At 67.2% G+C, this 22,474-nt stretch carries 20 protein-coding genes; 12 read left to right on the forward strand and 8 right to left on the reverse strand.

The window, feature by feature from the left end:
- The 5 genes from yidC to ACYU8W_RS11930 all read left to right on the forward strand — a co-directional run bounded on the left by yidC (nt 1) and on the right by ACYU8W_RS11930 (nt 4,836).
- Complete coding sequence (gene yidC, locus ACYU8W_RS11910; protein WP_499469313.1) at nt 1-1,029, forward strand: membrane protein insertase YidC; 1,029 nt, start codon at nt 1-3, stop codon at nt 1,027-1,029.
- Nucleotides 1,030-1,125: 96 nt separating this feature from the next.
- On the forward strand, nt 1,126-1,626 hold the full coding sequence (locus ACYU8W_RS11915) for a Jag family protein (protein WP_499469315.1): 501 nt from the start codon (nt 1,126-1,128) through the stop codon (nt 1,624-1,626).
- A 5-nt stretch (nt 1,627-1,631) separates the two neighbouring features.
- Nucleotides 1,632-2,369: a 16S rRNA (guanine(527)-N(7))-methyltransferase RsmG gene (gene rsmG / locus ACYU8W_RS11920; RefSeq protein ID WP_499469317.1), complete on the forward strand. Its 738-nt coding sequence runs from the start codon at nt 1,632-1,634 to the stop codon at nt 2,367-2,369.
- A 1-nt stretch (nt 2,370) separates the two neighbouring features.
- On the forward strand, nt 2,371-3,525 hold the full coding sequence (locus ACYU8W_RS11925; RefSeq protein WP_499469319.1) for a ParA family protein: 1,155 nt from the start codon (nt 2,371-2,373) through the stop codon (nt 3,523-3,525).
- A gap of 297 nt (nt 3,526-3,822) precedes the next feature.
- On the forward strand, nt 3,823-4,836 hold the full coding sequence (locus ACYU8W_RS11930) for a ParB/RepB/Spo0J family partition protein (RefSeq protein ID WP_499469321.1): 1,014 nt from the start codon (nt 3,823-3,825) through the stop codon (nt 4,834-4,836).
- Nucleotides 4,837-4,922: 86 nt separating this feature from the next.
- Here ACYU8W_RS11930 and trxA read toward each other — a convergent pair whose 3' ends face one another.
- From trxA to ACYU8W_RS11965, 7 genes are all read right to left on the reverse strand, one after another.
- Entirely contained in the window at nt 4,923-5,246 is a 324-nt protein-coding gene (gene trxA, locus ACYU8W_RS11935; RefSeq protein ID WP_129626355.1) for a thioredoxin, read from the reverse strand.
- Nucleotides 5,247-5,306: 60 nt separating this feature from the next.
- Complete coding sequence (trxB, locus tag ACYU8W_RS11940) at nt 5,307-6,251, reverse strand: thioredoxin-disulfide reductase (RefSeq protein WP_499469323.1); 945 nt, start codon at nt 6,249-6,251, stop codon at nt 5,307-5,309.
- A gap of 105 nt (nt 6,252-6,356) precedes the next feature.
- On the reverse strand, nt 6,357-7,499 hold the full coding sequence (locus ACYU8W_RS11945) for an RsmA family anti-sigma factor (RefSeq protein ID WP_499469325.1): 1,143 nt from the start codon (nt 7,497-7,499) through the stop codon (nt 6,357-6,359).
- Nucleotides 7,500-7,734: 235 nt separating this feature from the next.
- Nucleotides 7,735-8,295 carry an RNA polymerase sigma factor SigM gene (gene sigM / locus ACYU8W_RS11950; RefSeq protein ID WP_499469327.1) on the reverse strand — a complete coding sequence of 187 codons (561 nt, stop codon included), beginning with the start codon at nt 8,293-8,295 and terminating at the stop codon, nt 7,735-7,737.
- The gene (murJ, locus tag ACYU8W_RS11955) at nt 8,292-12,152 is read right to left on the reverse strand and encodes a murein biosynthesis integral membrane protein MurJ (RefSeq protein ID WP_499469329.1); all 3,861 of its coding nucleotides are present in this window, start codon (nt 12,150-12,152) and stop codon (nt 8,292-8,294) included. The genes sigM and murJ overlap by 4 nt, the downstream gene beginning before the upstream one ends.
- A complete protein-coding gene (locus ACYU8W_RS11960; protein ID WP_499469331.1) occupies nt 12,142-14,622 on the reverse strand; it encodes a DUF6049 family protein in 2,481 nt (826 codons plus the stop codon). Before ACYU8W_RS11960 ends, murJ begins: the two co-directional genes overlap by 11 nt.
- Nucleotides 14,623-14,686: 64 nt before the next feature.
- Entirely contained in the window at nt 14,687-15,166 is a 480-nt protein-coding gene (locus ACYU8W_RS11965; protein WP_129626344.1) for an NUDIX hydrolase, read from the reverse strand.
- A 58-nt stretch (nt 15,167-15,224) separates the two neighbouring features.
- On the opposite strand from ACYU8W_RS11965, the gene ACYU8W_RS11970 reads away from it, so the two are divergent.
- Complete coding sequence (locus ACYU8W_RS11970) at nt 15,225-16,763, forward strand: CCA tRNA nucleotidyltransferase (RefSeq protein ID WP_499469333.1); 1,539 nt, start codon at nt 15,225-15,227, stop codon at nt 16,761-16,763.
- A 15-nt stretch (nt 16,764-16,778) separates the two neighbouring features.
- Here the strand turns inward: ACYU8W_RS11970 and ACYU8W_RS11975 are convergent, their stop codons facing one another.
- Nucleotides 16,779-17,015 (reverse strand): biotin/lipoyl-binding carrier protein, encoded by a 237-nt coding sequence (locus tag ACYU8W_RS11975; protein ID WP_129626340.1) that lies wholly within the window; start codon nt 17,013-17,015, stop codon nt 16,779-16,781.
- Nucleotides 17,016-17,192: 177 nt separating this feature from the next.
- Between ACYU8W_RS11975 and ACYU8W_RS11980 the strand changes: the two genes are divergently transcribed.
- The 6 genes from ACYU8W_RS11980 to ACYU8W_RS12005 all read left to right on the forward strand — a co-directional run.
- Nucleotides 17,193-18,197, forward strand: coding sequence for a Gfo/Idh/MocA family protein (locus ACYU8W_RS11980; RefSeq protein ID WP_129626338.1), 1,005 nt, complete (start codon nt 17,193-17,195; stop codon nt 18,195-18,197).
- Complete coding sequence (locus ACYU8W_RS11985; RefSeq protein WP_499469336.1) at nt 18,194-19,078, forward strand: TIM barrel protein; 885 nt, start codon at nt 18,194-18,196, stop codon at nt 19,076-19,078. Before ACYU8W_RS11980 ends, ACYU8W_RS11985 begins: the two co-directional genes overlap by 4 nt.
- Nucleotides 19,079-19,232: 154 nt before the next feature.
- The gene (locus tag ACYU8W_RS11990; RefSeq protein ID WP_499469339.1) at nt 19,233-20,237 is read left to right on the forward strand and encodes a substrate-binding domain-containing protein; all 1,005 of its coding nucleotides are present in this window, start codon (nt 19,233-19,235) and stop codon (nt 20,235-20,237) included.
- 3 nt (nt 20,238-20,240) lie between these two features.
- Nucleotides 20,241-21,278: an ABC transporter permease gene (locus ACYU8W_RS11995; protein WP_499469341.1), complete on the forward strand. Its 1,038-nt coding sequence runs from the start codon at nt 20,241-20,243 to the stop codon at nt 21,276-21,278.
- Nucleotides 21,275-22,108, forward strand: a complete 834-nt coding sequence (locus ACYU8W_RS12000) for an ATP-binding cassette domain-containing protein (RefSeq protein WP_499469342.1) — start codon at nt 21,275-21,277, stop codon at nt 22,106-22,108. The genes ACYU8W_RS11995 and ACYU8W_RS12000 overlap by 4 nt, the downstream gene beginning before the upstream one ends.
- Before the next feature lie 229 nt (nt 22,109-22,337).
- A partial coding sequence (locus ACYU8W_RS12005; RefSeq protein ID WP_499469348.1) for a helix-turn-helix domain-containing protein occupies nt 22,338-22,474 on the forward strand: 137 nt, incomplete at its 3' end.

Genomic DNA, 22,474 nt, shown 5'->3' on the forward strand with positions numbered 1-22,474 from the left:
ATGCTCGACACTCTGCTCTTCCCGCTCGAATGGTTCGTCGCCTTCGTCATGGTGAGCTTCCACAACCTGTTCACCGCCATCGGAATGCGGGCGGAGTCCGGCTGGACCTGGGCGCTGTCCATCGCCGGTCTCGTGGTCGTGCTGCGAATCCTGCTGATTCCGCTGTTCGTCAAGCAGATCAAGAGCTCGCGCCGGATGCAGCTGATCCAGCCCGAACTGCAGAAGATCCAGAAGAAGTACAAGGGCAAGAAGGATCCGGAGTCCCGTCAGAAGATGACGGAAGAGACGATGGAGCTCTACAAGCGCACGGGCACCAACCCGTTCAGCTCCTGTATGCCGATCCTGCTGCAGTCGCCGTTCTTCTTCGCGTTGTTCCGCGTGCTGAACAACCTGGACGAGATGGCGGCCGGCAAGCGTGAGCCGATCGGTCTGCTGACCAAGGACCTCGCCAGCCAGGCAGAGACGTCGACGTTGTTCGGCGCGTCCCTGAGCTCGACCTTCCTCGGGTCGGACCAGCTGTCGGTGAAGATCCTCACGGTCGTGATGATCATCCTGATGTCGGTGTCGGTGTTCATCACCCAGCACCAGCTGATGCGGCGCAACATGCCTGCTGCGGCCCTCGACAACCCGATGGCCAAGCAGCAGAAGTACATCATGTACATCATGCCGGTGTTCTTCGCGATCACCGGTGTGAACTTCCCCATCGGTGTCCTCATCTACTGGGTGGTCACCAACCTGTGGACGATGGGCCAGCAGTTCTACGTGATCCGCCGCATGCCCACCCCTGGTTCGGACGCGGAGAAGGCCCTCGAGGCGCGTCGCCGCGCCAAGGGCAAGGAGATCAAGAAGCTGTCGATCCCGGGCCTCAACTCCTCCCCGGACGACGATGACGATGCGGTGGAACCGGACGGCGAGAAGGTGTCGCTGACCAAGACCGGATCCGGATCGTCGGCTGTGAAGAAGAGCGGCCAGCGTGTGCAGCCGGCCAGCAACAAACGCGGCAAGAACCAGAAGCGCCGAAAGCGCTGACCCGATCGACCCCCGGTGGGCGCGTCGGCGTCCGCCCTCATTCCTGATGTTGGAGCGAGTGATCAACGATGATCACCGGCAGAATGCGAGCTGACAATGAGTGACCAGAAGACCCAGACGGACAACGCCGCCGAGATCCTGGAGCGTGAGGGAGAGATCGCCGCCGACTTCCTGGAGAACCTTCTCGACATCGCCGACCTGGACGGCGACATCGACGTCGACGTCGACGGCGACCGCGCGATGGTCTCGATCGTCGACTCCGAGGAGGGACGCGTGCCGCGTCGCCTGGTCGGCAGTGACGGCAAGGTGCTCGACGCGCTGCAGGAACTGGCTCGCCTCGCGGTCCAGGCCGAGACCGGCAACCATAGCCGGCTGATGTTGGACATCGCGGGCTACCGCGCACAGAAGCGTGAGGAACTGGTCTCACTCGCCAAGGATGCGGTGGCGAAGGCGAAGGACTCCGGTGAGAAGCAATCACTCGATCCGATGAGCGCCTTCGAGCGCAAGGTGGTGCACGATGCCGTGCTGGCCGCGGGCTTGTCCTCGGAGTCCGAGGGTGCCGAGCCGCGTCGCTACGTCGTGGTGCTCCCCGCCTGATTCACGTGAAACCGGATCGCGAGGTTGAACCCCTCCCCGAGGCGCCGGCCGCTGCGGCTGAGTACCTCGGCGATCGGTTCGCGCTCATGCAACGGTTCGCCGAGCATCTCGCTGACACCGGCGTCTCGCACGGACTGATCGGTCCACGCGAGGTACCGCGTCTGTGGGAGCGGCACGTACTCAATTGTGTGGGCGTGCAGGAACTCATCGAGCCCGGCATCCACGTGGCCGACGTCGGCTCGGGTGCCGGGTTGCCGGGGTTGGTCATCGCGATCGCGCGACCGGATCTGCAGGTGACGCTCGTCGAACCGATGCTGCGCCGCGTGAACTGGCTGGACGCCGTGCGCTCTGATCTGCGCCTGGAGAATGTCACCATCGTCCGGTCGCGAGCCGAGCAGTGCACCGACCTGGAAGTCGACGTCGTGACCTCCCGTGCCGTCGCCCGACTGGAGACCTTGTCCCAGTGGTCCCTACCGCTGCTGCGCTCAGGTGGCCGGATGCTCGCGCTCAAAGGCAGCTCAGCCCAGGAGGAGGTCGACGAGGCACTCTCGCAGATCGAGTCCATGGGAGGCTCGGATGTCGAGGTGCTGACCTGCGGAGCTGCGGTGGTCGACCCACCGACCGCGATCGTCAGTGTTCGAGTACAACACCGCCTGGAGCGACGGACGGCCCCATCCAGGAAGTCCCGAGCGGGCAAGCAGTCGGCCAAGCGAGGTCCCGACCGACAGAACAAGCGGAAGTGAGATGACGGTGCAGACGCAGAGCCCCACCGGATGGCAGGGATCGACTGCTCCCGCTTCACCGACGCCGATCGGGTGGCAGGCGCCCGTCGTGACCGACGACGTCCACCGCGTTCCTTCCGCTGCGCCGGCGCACGAAGTTCCACGTGAAACGCCGGTGGCGGACGAGCAGGCCTGCGAGGATCCGTCCGAATCGGTCGAGCCGACCCTCGCCGCCCTCTCATCGGACGACTCCACGTCCGTCCCCGAGGTTCCTGAGACTCCGGTGACGGACGAGGCCGCCGACTCCCCCATCCTCGCCGCGATGGCCGACCAGTCGGTCAGGCGGCAGAAGGTCCTGGCAGCAGACGTCCCCCGTCCCGCATCGACCCGGATCATGACGGTTGCGAACCAGAAGGGTGGCGTCGGCAAGACGACGACCACGGTCAACATCGCCGCCGGCCTCGCGCAGAAGGGTCTGCAAGTACTGGTCATCGACATCGACCCGCAGGGCAATGCCTCCACCGCGCTCGGTATCGATCACCACGCTGAGGTGCCGAGCATCTACGACGTGGTCGTCGAGGGCGACGAGTTGGCATCCGTGATCCAGCCGTGCCCCGATGTCACGAACCTGTGGTGTGCACCGGCGACGATCGATCTCGCCGGCGCGGAGATCGAACTCGTCTCCTTGGTCGCGCGGGAGAGCAGACTCAAGACGGCCATCACTCGTCACCTGGAGTCGATGTCCGACGAGCAGCGATTCGACTACGTGCTCATCGACTGTCCTCCCAGTCTGGGTCTGCTGACGGTGAACGCGTTCGTGGCGGCGACCGAGGTGTTCATTCCGATTCAGTGCGAGTACTACGCGCTGGAGGGTCTGTCACAGCTGCTCAACAACATCGAGCTGATTCGTAAACACCTCAATCCGGCGCTGACGGTCAGCACGATCCTGATGACGATGTACGACGCACGGACCCGACTGTCCGCCCAGGTGGCGGCCGAGGTGCGCGAGCACTTCCCGGAGCAGGTGCTCAAGACGCGCATCCCCCGCTCGGTCCGTATCTCCGAGGCCCCCAGCTTCGGACAGACGGTCATCACCTACGACCCCGCTTCGACCGGCGCCCTGTCCTACCTCGAGGCTGCCACCGAACTCGCTCAGGCCGGAGTCGCACCCGCCTGACCAACCGCTGGATGGTCGCACGTGAAACAGGACAGTTCTGTAGCGCCGACAACTGAGAATCTGACCGGTGTCGTATGGCCTGCCGCCGGAAGGCGATACGACACCCAGCTGTCCCGCCAACCAACATCGCAGGAGCGCGCACAGATAGGCGTGTACCCAGCAAGGACGCGCCGGTGTCCGGCGCAATCGTGCGGCGAAAGTCCTGCGTTCCTGTCGCGGCGCCATTGCTCGTGGTCCCGTTTCACGTGGAACGGGCCGGAGGAGCGCCGTCGACGACGCCGCGTAAACTTGCTCCTCATGAGTGACAAGCGGCAGCGCGGACTAGGTCGAGGGCTCGGAGCCCTCATCCCCACCAGCGACGGAAGTCCGGCGCCGGCTCGGCCGAGTGACGTGTTCTACGGCTCTGGTTTCACGGGAAACCATGCGTCGAACCACTCGTCCGAAGAAGGAACCGCCGAGAAACCGGCTCCCGAAGAACGATCAGACGGCCTCCAGCAGGTGCCGGGCGCCAGTTTTGCCGAGGTACCCGTCGCGGCGGTTCGTCCCAACCCGCGCCAGCCGCGTGAGGTGTTCGACGAGGACGACCTGGCCGAACTGACCCACAGCATCCGTGAGATCGGTGTGCTCCAGCCGATCGTGGTGCGTCCGCTCGCCGAACCCGAGGGTTCGATCACCCATGAACTGATCATGGGTGAGCGCCGACTGCGTGCTTCGAAGGCGGCCGGTAAGGAGACGGTGCCGGCGATCATTCGCAGCACCGGCGACGACGATCTGCTGCGCGACGCGCTGTTGGAGAACTTGCACCGCAGCCAACTCAATCCGTTGGAAGAGGCGGCCGCGTACCAGCAGTTGTTGGACGACTTCTCCTGCACCCACGACGAGCTCGCCAGTCGAATCGGCCGTTCCCGTCCGCAGATCTCGAACACCATCCGGTTGTTGAAGCTGCCCCCGCTCGTCGCCCGACGGGTCGCGGCCGGTGTGCTCTCCGCCGGGCACGCCCGGGCACTGCTCGCGCTGTCGGATGCCGCGGCCATGGAGCGTCTGGCCCAGCGCATCGTCGCCGAAGGCCTGTCTGTGCGTAGCACCGAGGAGATCGTGTCGCTCGGTGGTCAGCAGGAGAAGGCCAAGCGTGCATCGTCGACGCGTAAGGATGTGCCGGAGTATGACGACATCGCCTTGGGACTTGCGGACAAGCTGGACACGCGGGTGACCATCACTTCGGGCCGCTCCCGGGGCAAGCTCACCGTCGAGTTCGCCGGAGCGGACGACCTGCACCGCATCCTGGACACACTGGGCATCAAGACGGGCTGAGCGTCCGACCAGTTCTTCCCAAGAAACGCCGAAGGCCGCTGTCCCCCAGTGGGATTCAGCGGCCTTCAGTGCTCGGTTGGTCGAGTTCAGCCGAGGTAGTCGCCGAGTTCCTTGACGAGCTTCGGCTTCGGCAGCGCGCCGACGAGGGTCTTCACGACCTCACCGTTGACGTACACGTTCATCGTCGGGATGCCGGTGATGCCGTACTTGGCCGACACCTTCGGGTTCTCATCGGTGTTCAGCTTCACGATCTGGATACCGTCGTGGTCCTTGGCGATCTCCTCCAGAATCGGGGCGACCTGGCGGCACGGGCCGCACCACGGCGCCCAGAAGTCGACGAGGACCGGCTTGTCGTTCTTCAGCACGTCCGCGTCGAAGGTCGCGTCCGAGGTCTGCTTGATAGCACCCATGGGTGAATCTCCAATCAGTTGGTCAGTGAAAACAGTTGTGGATGAATGGAATTGGGGAGATCAGTGGCCGACTGTGTCGGCGAGGTAACGCTCTGCGTCCAGCGAGGCGGCACAACCGGAACCGGCGGCGGTGATCGCCTGACGATAGGTGTGGTCGACCAGGTCGCCGCACGCGAAGACGCCGGGGATGTTCGTATGGGTGGAACGGCCCTGCACCAACACGTAGCCCTCGCCGTCGGTGTCGACCTGTCCGACGACCAACTCGCTGCGCGGGATGTGCCCGATGGCGACGAACAGGCCGCTCACCTCCAGTTCATTGGTGTCGCCGGTGACGGTGTCGCGCAGGGCGAGCTTCTCGACCTTGGAGTCGCCGGTGATGCCGACGACCTCGCTGTTCCACGCGAACCGGATCTTGTCGTTGGACAGGGCTCGCTCGGCCATGATCTTGGACGCGCGCAGTTCGTCGCGACGGTGGATCATCGTCACCGACTTGCCGAAGCGGGTCAGGAAGGTCGCTTCCTCGACTGCGGAGTCGCCACCGCCGACCACTGCGATGTCCTTGTCCCGGAAGAACGCACCGTCGCAGGTGGCGCACCAGGAGACGCCGTGGCCGGACAGGCGCTTCTCGTCCTCGATCCCGAGCTCTCGGTAGGCCGACCCCATTGCGAGGATCACCGCGTGTGCCTTGTGGACGTTGCCCTCACCGTCGGTGACGGTCTTGATGTCACCGGTGAGTTCCATGGCGGTGACGTCGTCACGCACGAGTTCGGCGCCGAAGCGCTCGGCCTGCGCGCGCATCTGTTCCATCAGGTCGGGTCCCATGATCCCGTCGCGGAATCCCGGGAAGTTCTCGACCTCTGTGGTGTTCATCAGCGCGCCGCCGGCAGTCACCGAACCCTCGAAGACGAGGGGTTCGAGGTTGGCGCGGGCGGCGTAGACCGCGGCGGTGTAACCGGCGGGCCCTGATCCGACGATGATGAGGTTGCGCACCAGGTCGTTGCTCACGGAAGAAATGCCCCTGTCGGATCGGCTGAAGACGGCGATGTGCTCAACCGATGGTAGGCGGGAATCATTCCCCCACCGATCACCGGGTGAGCACCCGCGAGCAGATCAGACCTGGGTGGGACCGGCGACCGGCGCCTGGTTGGAATCGCAGTTGCGGTTGAGCACCCAACCGGTCGACTTTCCGTCCTTGGTGACGACGACGACCAGGGCCGGCTTGCTCTCGTACCGGGCGATGTCGACGGTGATGCGAGAGGACTCGTCCAGCACTCCCTTGCCGATGGCGGACGCGCAGCTCAGCGCGCCGTCCTTGGTCGCCACCGACCCCAGCTTGTTCGCGTCCGCTGGCGCCAGGCCGGGCCCGACGTCCGCCTTGGCGAGCGCGGCCGCGTCGGTCCGGAACGACGCCGCGGTGTAGTTCTTGTCCGAACTGGTGACGTGCACCTTGTCGGCGACGTTGGTGGCGTCGACCGACTTGGTGGGCACAGCCTGGGTGGGCGGAGCGTCGTTGTCCATCGACTGGAAGGCACCGAAGGCGATCACACCCGCGACAGCGGCCGCAGCCGCGCCACCGACCAGCCGCAGCATGCCGGTGCGTCGAGTCGCCGGCGGCGTGGACGCCGCCCGGGAACCACCGGTACGGCCGCGCAGCGGGGTCACGTTGTCCGGGCGCTCGTCACGGCGGCCGGCTTCATGGGCCAGCGCAGCCTCGACGCGGTCGGCGACCGAACTCGGCATGGGCCCGGGCTCGGGCAACTCGCGCAGCAGATCGCGCATTCCGGTCGGGTCGGCGTCGTGCGCAGTCGCGCGCTCGTCGGCCAGCGCGAACTCGATGCGCTTGGACACCGCAGTCGGCATCGGACCCGGGTCGGGCAGTTCACGCAGCAGGTCGCGGATTCCACTGGGATCGGCGTTCTCGTCCGTGCTGTCGTCGGTCGACCGGTGGCCCGATCGCTGCGCGGCGAACGCGGCGAGGATGCTGTCGGTGATGCCTGCGGGCATGGGGCCGGGGTCGGGCAACTCGCGCAGCAGTTCACGGACGCGCTCGTCATCGGATGGTGCGCCGTAGTGGCCGATGTCGACGCCATGCAACTCGCCATCGGCAGGAGTGCGCTCCTGCGCGAGCGCGTCACGAATACGGCCGGACACGTCGGCGGGCATCGGGCCGGGAGCAGGCAGGCCGCGCAGCAGTTCGCGGACGCCGTGCGGGTCGTCCTCGAACGCAGCGTCAAGCCCCTGAGGTGGCTTCATGCTCACGTCGTTCCTTCCGTGATGTCCGTCGTCCCGGCGCGTTCACCGGTCCGAGTGACTGCAGCACAAGGGTGTGCTCCAGGCCTGTCAGGTGGTCCGACGTTCCCAGGTTCCGGTTTGGTTCCGTGCGGGTTCAACTCATTTTGTCGTCCGATGTCGTCGGCCCGCCGCGACGATCCGCCCATGCGGGTCAAGGACGCCACGCTCGGATCCCTCGACTACAGGTGTAGAAGCGTCAGCGGACGTAACCCTCGCCGTGCTTGTCGACCAGCAGTTCGGCCAGTGCGGCACGTCCGCGCGCACAGCGTGACTTGATCGTGCCCTCGGCGACCTCGAGCACCTCGGCCGCCTCGGCGACCGACATGCCCTGCATGTCGACGAGCGTGAGCGCCAGCCGCTGCGCCTCCGGGATCTTGCCCAGCGCTTCCTGGACGTCCAGTCGGACGACCGTGCTGGAGTGCGCGTCGCGGCGGTCGGCGAGCTCGTACTCCGGCAGTTCGGAGGTCGGCTTCACCCGGCGCAACCGGTCGAGGCAGGCGTTGACGATGATCCGGTGCAGCCAGGTGGTCACCTGCGCGTCGCCACGGAAGGAGTCGGCCCGCCGGAAGGCGGAGATGAAGCCGTCCTGGACGGCGTCCGCCGCCAGTTCCGGGTCGCGGCAGGTGCGTACGGCGACAGCCCACATGCGATCCTTGTGCCGCTTGAACAGCTCGCCGAAGGCGTCTGCGTCACCGGCACAGTGGGCCGCGAGCAGGTCACGGTCCGTCCGCTGCCCCAGATCCTCCAGGTGCGTCACGAAAGAACCTCCACCTCTGCGATGCGCTCCCGGAAACCACCAAGGTTGCCGGCGGCCAGTTTGGTCACCCAGAGGATGACGTACCGGCCGGTCACCGGGGTCTTTCCCGGGACCGTGTATTCGCCGACCTTGTCCGTCATCTCACCGAACGGCTGCAGCCCTTCGACGGAATCCTTCCGGTCGGTCACGAAGACCTGGATGGTCGACGGGTTGTTGACGGTGTGGATCTTCACCGATCCGACCTGTGTCGGCTTGCCCAGGTCGAGCAGCAGTCCGGCGCCCTTCTTGCGCCCGCCCTGGTAGTCGGCGCGGCCGTAGACCTGAGACATCCACACCGTGTCGACGTTGCCGTCGAGGACGTTCCTCGCCAGTTCGTTGCGCTCGTCACCATCGCCCTGCGGGTCGAAGCTGGTGACCGACTGAACGGGAAGCTTCTGACCACGGGGAGTCGACGGAGTCGAGGGTGATGCAGCGCCGGACGTGCCGGATCCGGACGGCGCGGACGTGGTGACGCCCGGACGCTGTGAGGCGCTGTCGGCATCGTCCCCACCACCGGTGAACAGGCCTCTGATACCGATGATGCCGAGCACCAGCGCAGCCACCAAGAATGCCGCGACGATCGCCAGAGCCAGCTTGCTGGTGTCGTGGTCGGGGTCGTCGTGGCCGGTGTTGAGCATCGGCAGCGGCGGGTCGAGTTCACTGAACGACGGGTCGTAGTCGTCGTCCGCACGGCGCTGGTCGGCCATCGCCGTCGCGTCGAACGTGTGGGTCGCGTCCGGGTCGGTCGGCGCGGGGGTGAAGTGCGCGGTGTCGTCGCTGCTGTCGTCGCTGCTGTCGTCGCTGCTGTCGTCGCTGCTGTCGTCGTGGTCGGAGCCACCTACCACCGAGGACGGGCGACCCGTGGCGGCGCTCGCACCCAGCGCAGCCGCACCGGCGGCACCGGCGGCACCGCCGGCACCCGTCTTGCCGGCACCGGCCTTGGACAGTTCGTCGGTGTTGTCGGGCTTTGCCGCGACGCTTTGTTCCTGGGGTTCGTCGCGCACGATCTCCGACGACCACGGCGCCAGTTGTGCGGCGAGTTCGCCCGGTGTCCGCGGACCCGCGTCGTCGCCGAGCACCGCGAGGCACAGGGAGTTCATGTCCTTGGGGACATTGCGGCGCAGCGAGGTCGCCGGCGCGACGTCACCGTCGGAGTTTCGGGCCGCCGACGGTACTCCGCGAACCTCGTCCTCGCCCGGCCACTTACCCGTCAGGGCCGCATACAACACCTGGACGAGCCCGACGGTGTCCTGGCGGGACGCGTCGGCCGACGGCACGTCATCCGCACCGGCGAGCGCGGACTCGGTGGCGGTACCGAGTACGTAGACCGAACCGTCGTGTCCGCGGACGATCTCGTGCGGTGTGAGCGCGAGGTGGTGCAGACCGCGCCCGGCGGCAACGTGCAGACCGGTCGCTGCCTCGCCGACCATGCGGCGGGCCTCCTCGGCCGGCAGCGGCTCGAACTGGAGCATCGACGCGATCGATTCCGAACCACCGAGCGCTTCGGACACGACGTAGGAGATGTCGTCCTGGGTGCCGACGTCGAGAACTCGCGGCAGGTGGCGGTCCTCCACGGCGGCTGCGCGGCGCGCGGAGTCGAGTGCTGCGGCAGCGTGTTCGCCGTTCGCGTCGAACACGGTGACCGTGACGTCGCGGCTCAGCGTCTGGTCCGTCGCGGTCCAGACCTGCTTCAGATCGGTGGACGCGATGGCCTGACGCACGAGGTAGCGGCCGGCCAGTTCCTGGCCGGACTCGATGCCCTGCACGTGTTCTCCCTCATTCGTGGACCGGTTGGTCGCAGCCGTCTCGTGAGCACCTGTCGGCGTCTCCCCTGCCGCAGCCTGGCCCATCTTAAGGTTCGTCGGCGCGTCCGCCGCGGACCGTGGGTTCTCCGGAGAGCCGTTCCGGGTGTGGCTGCGAGTGTGATCGTCGGAGTTCGGCCGGTCGACGCGGGCAGTCACCCGCGGCAACGGCATCCGCAGGTCGAGCGGACGGGCCGAACCCGAGTAGTCCTGGCCGCCCACGGGGACGGTCTGCGTGGAGTCGACGTCGGGGGCGAAGTAGCGCCGTTCCGGTGGAATGGCCGCCGCAGCGACCGTTTCCCCGGTCGCAGCCTCGTCCAGCATCTGTTCTGTCTGTTCGTTCTGCTCCGGCGTACCGGACTGCGGTTCGGCCGGTGTGGCGGCGGGTGTGGCGGCGGGTGTGGCGGCGGGTCGTGCGCGGCCGGGGATGCGGGACAGCACCGGGTCGAGCAGCTGGTTGATCTCGCTCACCCCGAACCGGCGGCCGAGGGTCATGTAGACCAGCAGGAACAGCCCGCCGCCGACCAGGACGGTGACCATGTTGCCGGTGCGTCCGTCGCCCAGCACCGACTCGATACCGAAACGGGCGATCGCGGCCACCGACGCCGCCACGATCGCGGCGACCGTCAGACGCAGGTAGGTGCGTACGGCCCCGGTGATCGGGATGTGTCCGATGCGGCGCTGCAGCAGGAACCAGCCCATCACCGCCTGCACCAGGTAGCTGACCGATTGCGCGAACGCGACGCCCGGGCCCATCCAGGCGTTCGGTAGCAGGAGCGCGAACATGGTCAGCACCACGGCCACCGCGGTGCAGCCGAGCTGCATCCAGAACGGCGTCTTCGCGTCCTCGTAGGCGTAGAACACGCGCTGCACCAGCACGCACACGGTGAACGGCACCAGACCCAGCATCATTGCGATGGTCATGGTGCCGATCGCGGCGCCGTCGACCGGACCCCAGACAGCCTCGGTGAGCGGACGCACCAACACCAGCGAGCCGACGGTGACCGCGATGCTGGCCAGCGACGACAGCCGCAGCCCGGTGTCGAGGTCGTCCTTGACCGCCGTCGTGCGTCCTTCGGCGGCCGCGTGGGACAACCGGGTGTACAGCGCGGTGACCAGGCTGATCGTCACGATCGAGTGCGGCAGCATGAACAGCAGGAAGGCCGTCTGCTGGGCCAGGGTTCCGCCGAACCCCTCCGGCACGGCGTTGAGCACGTTCGTGCTGACGATCAGACCGAACTGTTGGACGATGACCGCGGCGAACGCCCAGATCGCGATGGTCGAGGCCGTGCGCAGCCCGACACCGCGGAAGTGGAAGTTGGGTCGGAAGGTGTACCCGGCACGGCGCAGCGGGATGATCAGCACGAGCGCCTGGGCCACGATGCCGAGCGTGGCGCTACCGGCCAGGACCGCGATCATCTTCCAGGTCCACCGCTCGGGGTCGGCGACCTCGTCCGGGTGCGTGCCCAACCAGAACCAGACCAGGCCCGCGATCGCGACGACGTTCGCCAGCACCGGCGACCACATGAACGCACCGAACCGGCCGCGCGCGTTGAGGTTCTCGCCCAGCAGCGTGTAGATCCCGTAGAACATGATCTGCGGAATGCAGATGTAGGCGAACGCGATACCGAGCGTCGTCGGTGTGGCGCCCGAGAAGTCCATGACGAAGTACGCCAGCGGGGCTGAGACCGTGAAGACGATCGTCACCACGAGCAGGATCGACATCGCCAGCGTGAGCAGCTTGTCGGTGTAACCCTGGCCGCCGTCGTCGTGCTTGAGCGCCCGCGCCATCTGCGGCACGAGCACGGCGTTGAGCACCCCGCCCGCGAGCAGGATGTAGATCATGTTCGGCAGCGTGTTCGCGGTCGCGAAGGCGTTACCGACCGGCGTGGTCGCGCCGAGGACGCCGGCCAGGAGGATCGTGCGGACCAGACCCAGAACTCTGGAGACCATCGTCCCCGCGGCCATCACCGCGCTCGAACGCAGAACGGACGGTCTGGATGCCTCAGCGCTCATCGGGTGGTGATGCCTTCGTTGTCGGGGACTCGTCGTCGGGGTCCGGCTGCCCGATGCGACTCGGCGCGGTCGCGACGATCGCGTCCGGCGGGGTCGCCTTGGTGCTGGTCGGATCGAGCGTGGTGCGTCGCGGGCCCTGGCGCAGGCTGCGCCACAGTCCGAAGATCAGCACCAGCCCGCCCACGATACCCAGCACCCAGTAGATCCAGGTGGACGTCGGACGCACGTTGATCTCGAGTTGGGTCACCTCGTTCGGGTCGCCTATCGGTGCACCGTCGGCGTTCGTCAATTGGGCGTCGACCTGGACGCGTCCGGGCGAGATCGCCTCGACCTCGCTGCGGACGGCGATCCGGGAGTTTGCCGGCAGGTCCAGCGGCGCGGGCTGACTGCCGATGCGCAGCAGGTACTTGCGGGGTTGGAGTCGCAGGACGACATCGTGCACGTCGCGATTGAGATCGTTCACGATCGTGATCGCCAGGCGTCCTGAATCGGCGAAGAAGTTCACCGTCGAGGGGTTGACGCTGACCTTGCCCGAGATCGCTCGCAGCGAATCGGACTGGGTGCGGCTGACGATCTGCAGGGCGCCCGGGTGGCCGCGCCACCGTGTCGAGCCGATGACATCGAGGGCACGGTGACGGGCGTCGACCACATCACCGGAGTCGACCAGGATGGTGCCGAGGGTGTTGACCCGCCGCCGCTGGCGCCCCAGGCGGTCGATCAACTCCGGGCTGAGGGCACTCGCAGCCACGGGTGGGTAAGCGGGGCCTCTCGCCGGTGCAGGAAGCAGTGCGGTCGAGAGGGCCTTGGGATCCGTGCCGTTCATGGCACCACCGGCCAGGTCGAAGATCCAGGCCGAACTGCGGATCGCCCCGATCGTCGCCTTGATCGCCGCCGGGGACGTCGTGGCCTGCCTCGGGACGGCGACGGTCAGGCTCCGGTCGCTGCCGGGCGCCTGCTGGTAGATCGCGATCGACGACGCAAGGAACTTCGCCGCCCGCAGTCCGGGGTCGCCGCCGGCCGAGCTCACGGTGGCGCTGAGGTCCTCGTGGTACAGCACGACGCCTCCGGTTCCCGCCACCTTCCGGACGCTGCCCGTGACCGGTGCGCTCGGGTCCGCCGCGGCCCGACGCGGCAGCACCACGATCGGGGTCGCCTGTCCGGCCGACGTCCATGCGCCGGCGATCCTGCGCACGTCGCCGGCGCCGACCTCACCCTGGGGCCACACAGCGCGCTGCGTGCTCAGTGCCCGCAGGGCGGGGGGCAGCGGACGACGCAGATCCCGTTGCAGCAAAGCGGGATCGCGCTGGAGCAAGGTCAGCACGTCCGGGTCGTCGTAGCCGCTCCACCAGATCGTCTGGTCCGACGGCAGGCCACGCAGCTTGGTCAGCAGCTCGGCGGTGAGGGTCTCGACGGTGTTGGACGGGATGGGGTCCGCCGGCGGCGGGTTGGTCGGGTCCGAGGTCGGTGTGGACTCGCTCGGATCCGGTTCGCCGCTAGACGCCGTCGCAGAGGCACTCGTGGACGGGCTCGGGTCCGCCGACGCAGCGGGCGACGAGGTGGGCGACGAGGTGGGCGACGAGGTGGGCGACGAGGTGGGCGACGAGGTGGCGGACGGTGTGGTCGACGAGACGGCGGACGGCGTACTGGAAGCAGTGGCGGAGGGCGTGGGGGATGCGTCATCACGCCGGGCCTGGTCGGATCCCACCGAGGTGTCGGTGGACGTGGCCGGGTCGTCGATGGTGCCGGCCGGGACGTTGTCGTCGGCTGCGGCCGGTGGGTCGAGCAGGATCGGGTCGATGAGCCAGGTGACCGGTTGGTCGGCCAGCCCGGTGATCAGCTGATCGATCCTGGAGCCCGGCCCGATCGCGCGGGCCCAGGCCTGGTCACGATCCGGTCCGCTCGGGCCGAACAGCGCGGGATCGGCGGGCAGGGTCAGCGGGATCACCCAGCCGATGTTCAGCGGGGAATCGACTGCGCCGCGCTGCATCTGCAGGGTGGTGCGGGTGAAGGAACGGGTGGACGCGGAGGTGACCGTGCGGCCCTCGGTCAGCCGTAGGGTCATCGGCAGTGCTGCCAACTGGTACTTCCACGGGATGCGTGCCGCCGCAATCTTCACCCGGAACTGACGGACGGCGCCCGGTGCGATCGCGCCCACCGACACGCTGGCCACCGTCTCGGGTTTTGCCTGGGAGCGTCCGGCCTCCCATGTCGAGACGGCCCCTGGTGTGTCGAGCAGCGCTCCGGACAGAGCCACGTGCACGGTGCCGTCGTCGATCGCGGTGTCGGAGTCGTTGCTGATCGACCCGACGACATCGACGCCGTCGTCCCCGGTGACGATCGGCACGGCGGTCGGATCGAGTCCGATGCGGATGTCGGTCTGGGCCGCCGCCGTCGCAGGTTTCGTGGCCGCGAGCGTCGGCGGGACGGACAGCGCGCCGAGCACCACAAGACACATGACGAGCAGGGACAACGTCCGTGCCCGTCGCGGGAACGAGGAGGGCTGCACGGTCTCCGATCGCGGGTCGATCGGCCGGTCAACCGGCAAGCCGGCGCCAGGCCATGTGGGCGATACGGCGCTCGTTGGCGAAGGTCAGTCGGGAATCGACCTCGTCCAGCCGGAACCAGGCCGCGTCGACGGCTTCCTGGTCGGGGTCGTTCTCGACCGTGATCTCGCCGTCGAGTGCCTCGAGAAGATAGTGGTGCACTCGCTTGTGGATCCGAAATCGAGGGGTGCTGAACCAGTAGTCGATGGTGCCGAGCGTGACCAGGGCGCGACCGTAAATGCCGGTTTCCTCGGCGACCTCGCGCACTGCTGTCTCGACTAGCGTCTCGCCGGGCTCGACGTGACCCTTGGGCAGGCACCATTCCAGGCGTCCGGCTCGGTTGTAGCGGGCGATCAGCGCCAGCCAGGCGGCTCCGGAGCGGACGTCGATCACCACTCCACCCGCGGAAATCTCCTCCAACGACGGCAGTCGCCGCTGCGGGCGACTGGCTCGAGGAACTTGGAGGGTCATTTGTTCACTGTAACCAGGCGATGCGGCCCGGTAGAAGACTTCGACCTAACCTTTGGAGGTGCCCGATCAGCAGTCCCCCTCCCCGACCCCAGAGTCCGCCGCGCCGTCCGCAGCACAGTCAGCGGCGTCGCTGCGCGCTCTTCGCGAGCGTGCGGTCACCCACCTCGCGCCCCATCTGAAGTTACTCACCGAACTCGGTGAGATCTTCACCGGTGCCGGCCACGAACTGGCGCTCGTCGGTGGCCCGGTGCGCGATGCGTTCCTGGGGCGCGGAAGCGTCGACATCGACCTCACCACGTCTGCCTCGCCGCAGCAGACCGAGGCCTTGCTGAAACCGTGGGCGTCCACCACCTGGGACGTCGGCCGTGACTTCGGCACGATCGGTGCGCAGAAGGGGCAGTGGAAGGTCGAGATCACGACCTATCGCGCGGACGCGTACGACGGCGTGACCCGCAAGCCGATCGTGGCGTTCGGCGACAACCTGAACGACGATCTGATCCGCCGGGACTTCACGGTGAACGCGATGGCGATGCGGCTGCCGTCGCTGGAGTTCATCGACCCCTACGACGGACTCGGTGCGCTGGCCCGCAAGGAGTTGGTCACGCCGGCGCCGGCCGAGGTGTCCTTCGGCGACGACCCCCTGCGGATGATGCGCGCGGCTCGGTTCGTCGCACAGCTCGGCTTCACCGCCGCGACGTCAGTGGTCGAGGCCATGACCGAGCGTGCGGCGACGATCAAGATCGTGTCGCCGGAGCGGGTTCACGACGAGCTGGTGAAGCTGATGGTGGCGCCCGACCCGCGCGCCGGCCTCGAACTGCTGGTCGACACCGGTCTGGCCGAGCAGGTGCTCCCCGAACTGCCCGCGTTGAAGCTCGAGATCGACGAACACCACCGTCACAAGGACGTGTACGAACACTCGCTCACCGTGCTCGACCGGGCGATCGCGCTGGAAGGTCCGCGGTCGGTCGAGGCTCTGGAGTCACCCGCGGTCGTCGATGGACCCGACCTGGTACTGCGGTTGGCCGCGTTGCTGCACGACATCGGCAAGCCGGCGACGCGCAGGTTCGAGTCCGGTGGCGGGGTGTCCTTCCATCATCACGAGATCGTCGGCGCCAAGCTCGCTCGTAAGCGGATGCGGGAACTGCGTTTCGACAAGGACACCATCCGCGATGTCACCAAGTTGATCGAGTTGCACCTGCGTTTCCACGGCTACGGCGGCGGCGAATGGACCGACTCCGCGGTGCGCCGTTACGTCACCGACGCCGGGTCGCAGCTGGCGCGCCTGCACCTGCTGACCCGCTCCGACTGCACCACCCGCAACCGGCGCAAGGCCGCCTCCCTCGCGGCGACGTACGACGATCTTGAGCGCCGCATCGCCCGTCTGCTCGAGCAGGAGGAACTGGGCAAGGTGCGTCCGGAGCTGGACGGCAACCAGATCGCGTCCGTGTTGGGGATCCCGCCCGGCCCAGTGCTGGGCCGCGCGTACAAGCACCTGCTGGCCTACCGCCTGGACGCCGGCCCGGTCGGCGAGGATGCCGCGCGCGAGGAGTTGTTGCGCTGGTGGGCCGAGCAGCCCGAGTCCTCGCGAACCTCCTAGTTCCGCGCGGGGTTGTCACTCCAGGACGACGAGGATGTCGCCCTCCTGGACGACGTCGCCCGGCACCACGCGGACATCGGTGACTGTGCCCTCCCATTCGGGCACCACCGGAATCTCCATCTTCATCGACTCCAGCAGCACCAGTTCCTGACCGGCCTCCACCTTGTCGCCGATGGCGACCTGCACCTGGGCGACGTTGGCGACCAGATCGCTGACGATGTCCTGGCGGGCGGGGCGTTTGAACGGGGCCATGCCGGCCATCGTGGCACGACGGGAGCTTTACCCGCCGGTATCAGTTTTGGATCCTAGATGGCGGTCGATGATCAATTGTTCTGACAAATCCTTGACACCCTCCCGGACGGCCGAAAAGCTTGGGAGTGCGGCGCCGCCGGGCGCTCCACTGCTTCGAACGGCTCGGAAGGACACCCCATGCGCATCGGCCTGACGGGAGTGGGACGCATCGGTGCGTTCCATGCCGCCACGCTCCACTCCCTCGCATCCGTCGACGAACTCGTGCTCTACGACTTCGTCGGCGACCAGGCGCGCAAGGCAGCCGATGGGATAGGCGCCGAGGTGGTCGACAGCGAGGACGCGTTGCTCGCTGCCGGTCTGGACGGGTTGGTGATCGCGACCCCGACGCCGGGGCACGCGCCGATGCTGCGCAAGGCGATCGCGGCCGGCGTCCCGACCTTCTGTGAGAAGCCGGTCGCCGCCACGCTGGACGAGACGATCGACCTGACCCGCTTGGCGGAGGCGTCCGACACCCCGGTGCACGTCGGTTTCCAGCGCCGCTTCGACCACGGCTACCAGCGGGTGCAGCAGGCCGTCGCCGCCGGCGAACTCGGATTCATCCACACGATCCGCAGCCACACCCTCGACCAGAACCCGCCGCACGCGTCCTACATCCCGACGTCCGGCGGCATCTTCCGCGACTGCAACATCCACGACTTCGACGTGGTGCGCTTCGTGTCCGGACGCGAGGTCGCCACCGTCTACGCGACCGGCGGTAACCAGGGGGCCGAGTTCTTCAAGGAGTCCGGCGACTACGACACCGGCGGCGCGATGCTCACGCTCGACTCCGGGACCGTCGTCCAGATCTCCTCCACCCGCTACAACGGCCAGGGTCACGACGTGCGCACGGAGGTCTTCGGCAGCAAGGGTTCGATGTGCGTCGGGCTCGACGACACCCTCGCGATGGTCTCCGCCGAGGACGGCGTCGACTTCCCCAAGGGGCCGGTGCACACCAACTTCATGGACCGCTTCCTGCCCGCCTACCAGGCCGAACTCACCGCGTTCTTCGACGTCGCGTCCGGGCTGCGGGAGAGCCCGTGCACGGTGCGGGACGCGTTGGAGGCGTTCCGGATCGCCGAGGCCTGCGAACTGTCGCGGATGCGTGGACGCCCGGTGTCGATGGACGAGGTCGCCACGGCATGAGCGCCCTCGCCTCCCGCATCGCCGGCGCCCCGATCAGCTGGGGCGTGTGCGAGGTGCCCGGCTGGGGCTACCAGTTGCCGCCCGAGGTGGTGCTCGAACAGATGCGTGGAATCGGGCTGCAGGCAACGGAGTTCGGCCCGGACGGTTTCCTGCCGCAGAACCCGGACGCGAAGGTCGAGACGCTGGTCTCCTACGACCTACGGGCGGTCGGCCAGTTCGTGCCGGTCGTGCTGCATGACCCGGACCACGACCCGTTGCCGGAAGTGCTCAGCGCGATCGACTCGCTGGTGTTGGCGCAGGCGTCGACCGTCGTCATCGCCGCCTCCACCGGCCAGGACGGTTACGACGCCCGTCCGGTGCTGGAGGAGGAGCAGTGGGAATCGTTGCTGCACAATCTCGATCGCATCGACGCCGCCGCGACCGAGAACGGTCTGCGCGCGACGCTGCACCCGCACGTCGGCACGATGATCGAGAGCGGGCAAGAAGCGCTGCGGGTGGTCGAGGGTTCGTCGATCGCGCTCTGCCTCGACACCGGGCACCTGCTGATCGGTGGAGGCGACCCGGTGGCGATCGCCGAACAACACCCCGACCGCATCGGGCACGTCCACCTCAAGGACGTGCGCCTCGACCTCGCCCGGCAGGCGCAGGAGGGCTCGCTGACCTACATGCAGGCGGTGGCGCAGGGGATGTATGTGCCGCTCGGCGACGGTGATGTGCCGATCGATCGCATCGTGCGCAGTCTGGAGGCGTCCGGCTACACCGGTTGGTACGTGCTCGAACAGGACACGATCCTGGACGTCGATCCGGCCGGGTCGGATCTGGAACCAATCGGCGACGTCAGCCGGTCGGTCGGCTACCTGATGTCGATCGCGCTGGACTGATCCGGAAGGGGAAGGGGGCCAGAACGTTCACGCAACGGTCGGTTATCTTCCCGTGTCGATTCGACCGCCGGAACGCGGCGACTGAGATAGTCGCCAGCAGACAAAGTCCCACTTCTTCATCGCCGTCCCAAGGACGTGACGGAAAGGAACAGCCATGACTGGCAAGGCTGCAATCAAACTGGCGGCCGTCGGTGCCGCCGCAGCGCTCGCGATCACCGGGTGCAGCAGCGACTCCGGTGGCAAGAAGGCCACCGAATCGGCGTCCTCCAAGGCGGCCGGTGGCAGCGGTGGCGTCGACACCCCGTCGATGACCGTCGCCCTGGTCACCCACTCCGGTCCCGGCGACACCTTCTGGGACATCGTCCGCAAGGGTGCCGAGACGGCCGCGAAGACGTACAACATCAAGCTCGAGTATTCCGCCGACCCCGACGGCACCAAGCAGGCATCGCTGGTGCAGGCCGCCGTCGACAAGAAGGTCGCCGGGGTGGCCACGACCCTGGGCAAGCCGGACGCCATGAAGGGCACCGTCGGCAACGCCACCAAGGCGAAGATCCCGGTCGTCGGCGTGAACTCCGGCAGCGACAAGGCCAAGGAGTTCGGTCTCATCGGGTTCTTCGGTCAGCCGGAGAAGACCGCCGGTGAAGCGGTGGGCGACAAGCTCAAGGCCGCCGGCGCCACCACCCCGCTGTGCATCATCCACGAGCAGGGCAACGTCGGCCTCGAGGACCGCTGCGCCGGTGTGAAGGCGAAGGTCCCCTCGACCCAGACGCTGTACGTCGACGGCAAGAACCTGCCGAACATCGTCACCAGCGTCCAGGCCAAGCTCTCCCAGGCCAAGAACATCGACTGGATCATCGGACTCAACGCCGACGTGTCGCTGAACGCGCTGAAGGGCCGCGACGGGGCGTCGTCGAAGGCGAAGGTCGGCACGTTCGACACCAACGCCGACCTGGTGAAGGCGATCAAGGACGGCAAGATCGAGTTCGCGATCGACCAGCAGCCGTGGCTGCAGGGTTACCTCGCGATCCAGTCGATCTGGCTCTACAAGTACAACGGCAGCACGGTCGGCGGCGGTCAGCCGACGCTCACCGGGCCGGCGTTCATCGACAAGAGCAACGTCGACGCGGTCGAGAAGTACGCCTCGCAGGGCATCCGCTGATTCATGAGTTCCACACCGACGACGAAGGGTGACGACCGGGTCAGGGCCCGGTCGCCGCTCGCCGGTCTGCTCAGCACGCCCGAGGTCGGAGCGCTCATCGGAGCGGTCGCCGTCCTCGTCCTTTTCCTGACCGTCGCGCCCCCGTTCCGTTCGGTGGCGGCGATCGGCACGATCGGGTACCTCGCGTCCACCATCGGGATGATGGCGGTGCCGGTGGCGTTGCTGATGATCGGCGGCGAGTTCGACCTGTCCGCCGGTGTGGCCATGACGACCTCGGCGCTGGTCGCGTCGATGTTCGCCTGGCAGTTCAGTACGAATCTGTGGGTCGGGGTGATCGTGGCGCTCGCGGTCGCGTTGCTCGTCGGCTTCCTCAACGGGCTGTTGTTGGTGCGGACGAAGCTGCCGAGCTTCCTGGTGACGCTCGGCACCTTCTTCATCCTGCAGGGTTTCAACTTGGCGATGACCAAGAAGATCACCGGCGGGGTCACCTCGCCGCGGATCTCGGACATGGACGGGTTCGACGCGGCGCAGAACATCTTCGCGGCCTCGCTGACCATCGGCCGGGTGAACCTGAAGATCACCGTCCTGTTCTGGATCCTGCTCACCGCGCTCGGTGCGCTGGTGCTCGCCAAGACCCGGCTCGGCAACTGGATCCTCGCCTCGGGTGGCGACGCGGACGCGGCCCGCGCGGTCGGCGTCCCGGTCACCAAGGTGAAGATCGGCCTGTTCATGTTCGTCGGGTTCTGCGCCTGGCTGCTGGGCATGCACACGCTGTTCAACTACGGCAGCGTGCAGTCGAACATCGGTGTCGGCGACGAGTTCATCTTCATCATCGCCGCGGTCGTCGGCGGGTGTCTGTTGACCGGCGGTTACGGCTCGGTGATCGGTGCCTCGCTCGGCGCGCTGATCTACGGCATGACCAACCTCGGCATCACCTACGCCGGCTGGAACCCCGACTGGTTGAAGACCTTCCTCGGCATCATGCTGGTGCTCGCCACTCTGGTGAACACCTACATCCGGCGACAGGCGGAGAAGCGATGACCGACATCGGCGCACCTCTGGAGGAGAAGACGCCGGACGCGTCCGGACGCGGCCCGGTGGTCGAGCTGAAGGACGTCGGCAAGTCCTATGGCAACGTCGAGGCGCTCGCCGGCGTCGACCTGGTCGTGCGGCAGGGCGAGGTCACCTGCGTGCTGGGCGACAACGGCGCCGGCAAGTCGACGCTGATCAAGATCATGGCCGGACTGCACGAGCACACGTCCGGCGAGATGCTGGTCAACGGCGAGCCGACCCGGTTCAAGTCGCCGCGGGAGGCGCTGGACGCCGGAATCGCGACCGTCTACCAGGACCTCGCGCTCGCACCGTTGATGTCGGTGTGGCGCAACTTCTTCCTCGGCAAGGAGATTCGTGGCCCGCTCGGGTTGATGAAGATCGCCGAGATGAAGAAGATCACCGGCGCCGAACTGTCGAAGATGGGCATTCAGATCCCCGACCTCGACCGACCCGTGGGTGCGCTGTCCGGTGGCCAGAAGCAATGTGTGGCCATCGCCCGCGCGATCTACTTCGGCGCCAAGGTGATCATCCTCGACGAGCCGACCGCCGCCCTCGGTGTGAAGCAGTCGGGTGTGGTGCTGAAGTACATCATCAAGGCTCGGGACGCCGGCCTCGGCGTCGTGTTCATCACCCACAACCCGCACCACGCCTACCTCGTCGGCAGTCACTTCGTCGTGCTGAAGCTCGGAGGTGTGGCGCTGGATCGAGAGCGTTCGCAGATCACGCTGGACGAGCTGACGGCGCAGATGGCCGGCGGGGAGGAGCTGGAGCAGTTGTCGCACGAGCTCGAGCAGTTGGAGTCCTCGCCGCGCGACTGACCGCCCGTCCGTCCTGCCCCCCGCAGTTCGCAACTGTTGCGAGCCGGGCTCGAAACAAGTCGAAGTTTCGCGCTGGGAGCGCAACTGTTGCGCGCTCCGGGGGTGGGGGTAACGGACACACCTTCGCCCGGAGAGCTCTAGTTCCATGACCGCTGTCGACAACGCTCGAAATCTGAACAGTTGCGACGCTTGAAAAGTGAACACTCACCACGATCGGAGAGTGATCACTTTGGAGGACCGGGCGTTGATCCGTCGGCTTGCCGGCGAGGGAGTTCCGAAGGCGCAGATCGCCAGCAGGCTGGGGATCTCACGCACGACCGTCATCAAGGCGGTGGCCTCGGATGGGCCACCGAAGTACGAGCGGAC

Source organism: Yimella radicis (genome assembly GCF_054778255.1).

Bases quoted from the DNA above. Each gene is read 5' to 3' on its own strand.
- yidC (WP_499469313.1), top strand. From the start codon at position 1: ATGCTCGACACTCTGCTCTTCCCGCTCGAATGGTTCGTCGCCTTCGTC.
- ACYU8W_RS11915 (WP_499469315.1), top strand. From the start codon at position 1,126: ATGAGTGACCAGAAGACCCAGACGGACAACGCCGCCGAGATCCTGGAG.
- ACYU8W_RS11925 (WP_499469319.1), top strand. From the start codon at position 2,371: ATGACGGTGCAGACGCAGAGCCCCACCGGATGGCAGGGATCGACTGCT.
- ACYU8W_RS11930 (WP_499469321.1), top strand. From the start codon at position 3,823: ATGAGTGACAAGCGGCAGCGCGGACTAGGTCGAGGGCTCGGAGCCCTC.
- trxA (WP_129626355.1), bottom strand. From the start codon at position 5,246: ATGGGTGCTATCAAGCAGACCTCGGACGCGACCTTCGACGCGGACGTG.
- ACYU8W_RS11945 (WP_499469325.1), bottom strand. From the start codon at position 7,499: ATGAAGCCACCTCAGGGGCTTGACGCTGCGTTCGAGGACGACCCGCAC.
- murJ (WP_499469329.1), bottom strand. From the start codon at position 12,152: ATGAGCGCTGAGGCATCCAGACCGTCCGTTCTGCGTTCGAGCGCGGTG.
- ACYU8W_RS11965 (WP_129626344.1), bottom strand. From the start codon at position 15,166: ATGACCCTCCAAGTTCCTCGAGCCAGTCGCCCGCAGCGGCGACTGCCG.
- ACYU8W_RS11975 (WP_129626340.1), bottom strand. From the start codon at position 17,015: ATGGCCCCGTTCAAACGCCCCGCCCGCCAGGACATCGTCAGCGATCTG.
- ACYU8W_RS11980 (WP_129626338.1), top strand. From the start codon at position 17,193: ATGCGCATCGGCCTGACGGGAGTGGGACGCATCGGTGCGTTCCATGCC.
- ACYU8W_RS11985 (WP_499469336.1), top strand. From the start codon at position 18,194: ATGAGCGCCCTCGCCTCCCGCATCGCCGGCGCCCCGATCAGCTGGGGC.
- ACYU8W_RS11990 (WP_499469339.1), top strand. From the start codon at position 19,233: ATGACTGGCAAGGCTGCAATCAAACTGGCGGCCGTCGGTGCCGCCGCA.
- ACYU8W_RS11995 (WP_499469341.1), top strand. From the start codon at position 20,241: ATGAGTTCCACACCGACGACGAAGGGTGACGACCGGGTCAGGGCCCGG.
- ACYU8W_RS12000 (WP_499469342.1), top strand. From the start codon at position 21,275: ATGACCGACATCGGCGCACCTCTGGAGGAGAAGACGCCGGACGCGTCC.